3 protein-coding genes are annotated in these 2,122 nt (G+C 61.9%); 1 reads left to right on the plus strand and 2 read right to left on the minus strand.

Features of this window, described 5'->3' with window-relative positions; all coding sequences use genetic code 11:
• Positions 1-25 precede the first annotated feature (25 nt).
• Positions 26-160 (plus strand): AMP-binding enzyme, encoded by a 135-nt coding sequence (locus WBB85_RS08565; protein ID WP_432638205.1) that lies wholly within the window; start codon positions 26-28, stop codon positions 158-160.
• 48 nt (positions 161-208) lie between these two features.
• Here WBB85_RS08565 and WBB85_RS08570 read toward each other — a convergent pair whose 3' ends face one another.
• A complete protein-coding gene (locus tag WBB85_RS08570) occupies positions 209-907 on the minus strand; it encodes a DNA alkylation repair protein (RefSeq protein ID WP_432638203.1) in 699 nt (232 codons plus the stop codon).
• Positions 904-2,122: glutamine--fructose-6-phosphate transaminase (isomerizing) (gene glmS / locus WBB85_RS08575; RefSeq protein ID WP_432638204.1), on the minus strand; the 1,219-nt coding region annotated here is incomplete at its 5' end. The genes WBB85_RS08570 and glmS, both read right to left, overlap by 4 nt.

The following is a 2,122-nucleotide window of genomic DNA, read 5'->3' on the forward strand; positions in this document are numbered from 1 at the left end:
GCGCGAGGGTGCCGCGTGGGAAGGGCTGGAAGCCGCGCTCATCGCACGGGTGCGCGCCAGGATCAGCCCGCATGTCGCCCCCCGGATGATTGAAAGGGTCGATGCGCTGCCGATGACCGCGACCGGCAAGATCATGCGCCGGGAACTGCGCGGACGCTGACGAAATCTTGATTTTCGAGGAAAATCATGGCCTACGGCGGGGATATTTTCAAACAGATGAAGGGGGCGGGGCGGACAGATGCCGGGCCGCTTCCTTGCGCGCGAAAGGTTTCATCAATGGACCGTGAGTTTCAAGAAATGACCTGGCGCGGGTTGCATCATGTTTCGACAAGTCCCGGATCCACCATGCGACGGCCTTCTGAATGAACCAATCCGGGTCTCCGACATAGCCCGCCGCCCAGCCAAGCACGCGGTCGCGGATCGCCTCATCCGCCGGTTTGGGGTGGTTCTGCTTGGTCCAGGGTAGCGTGATGACCAGCGCCGCCCGACGCGTCCACATATGGTCGGACCGTGTCCATTCCTCGACCTCATCAATCCTTGAGGGATCGGCGACCAACCGTTTCATCCCGGCCATGCAGGCATGATCCGCAATCGCCCAGCTGTCGAAATCAGGAACCCAGCCGGCGATCAGACGCCAGACATCCTCGTCGGGCCGAATCCGCGCTTGGGTCAGCAGTTTTGCCGCCGCAAGGCGGGCCTCGAAGATGTTGGTGGCCCAAAGGGCTGCAGACAGGGCCACGCGCTCCTCGACGCTCAGCCGCTTGCGCCAACTCGCAACAAGGTCGTTGGTCTGCGGATTGGCAACCCCCAGATAGGGGCGGTCGATCTTGTGATAGGCGGCCATCGCCGTTGCACGGCCGGGTTCCGCCCGGGCGCGCAGGTCCGCCAGTGCCTCCTCGGCGGTCATTCGACCGTTACGGACTTTGCCAGGTTGCGCGGCTGGTCGACATCGGTGCCCTTGGCGATGGCGGTATGATATGCCAGAAGCTGCGCCGGAACCGCGTAGAGGATGGGCGCGAACATCGCCGGGACCTCCGGCATCTGGATCAGCTCCCAGATACCGTCCGACGCCTCCCTGGCGCCTTTTGCATCGGTGATCAGCAGAACCTTGCCGCTGCGGGCCATGACCTCCTGCATGTTCGACACGGTCTTGTCGAACAGAGCGTCGCGTGGCGCCATGACGATCACCGGAACGACTTTGTCGACCAGCGCGATAGGGCCGTGCTTCAGCTCTCCGCTCGCATAACCTTCGGCATGTATGTAACTGATTTCTTTTAGTTTCAACGCGCCTTCAAGCGCCAAGGGGTACATTTGGCCGCGTCCGAGGAACAGCACGTCCTGTGCCTCGGCCAGCTTGGCGGCGATGCGGGCAATGGATTCGCTCTGGCCAAGGGCGAGGTTCAGAAGGCCCGGCAGAGTGCGCAGATCCGCCAGACCTGCGCTCAGCGCCCCGGCGTCGATCTGATCCCTGTCCCTTGCCGCTTTCAGCGCCAAAAGCGCCAGAACCGTGAGTTGGTTGGTGAAGGCTTTGGTCGAAGCCACGCCGATCTCTGTCCCCGCAAGGATGGGCAAGGCGACATCGCTTTCTCGCGCGATGGAGCTTTCGGGGACATTCACGACCGACAGCACAGTATCGGCCTTGTCGCGAGCGTAGCGAAGGGCCGCCAGGGTGTCGGCGGTCTCTCCGGACTGGCTGACGAACATCGCCATCGTGCCTTTTGAAACTGGTGGTTCGCGGTAGCGATACTCGCTGGCGACATCCACCTCGACCGGTAACCGGGCGAGTTGTTCGAACCAGTATTTGGCAGTCAGACAGGCATAGTAGGCGGTGCCGCATGCCACCATCGTGATCCGTTCGTACCTTGAAAAATCAAGGCTTTCCGGCAGGTTAATCCCTGTCGCATCCTCGGACAGGTAGTGTTCAAGCGCCTCGGCCATGACCGTCGGCTGCTCGGCAATCTCCTTGGCCATGAAATGCTTGTGGCCGTCCTTGCTGATACTTGCGGTGTCGATCTGGATCGTCTTTACTGGGCGGTTGGCGCGGCGGCCCTTGGCATCGCGAATCTCGATCGAGCTCCGGGTCAGAACGGCCCAATCACCTTCCTCGAGATAGGTGATACGA

It is taken from the genome of Albidovulum sp. (assembly GCF_049646345.1).
Lineage (GTDB): Bacteria > Pseudomonadota > Alphaproteobacteria > Rhodobacterales > Rhodobacteraceae > Albidovulum.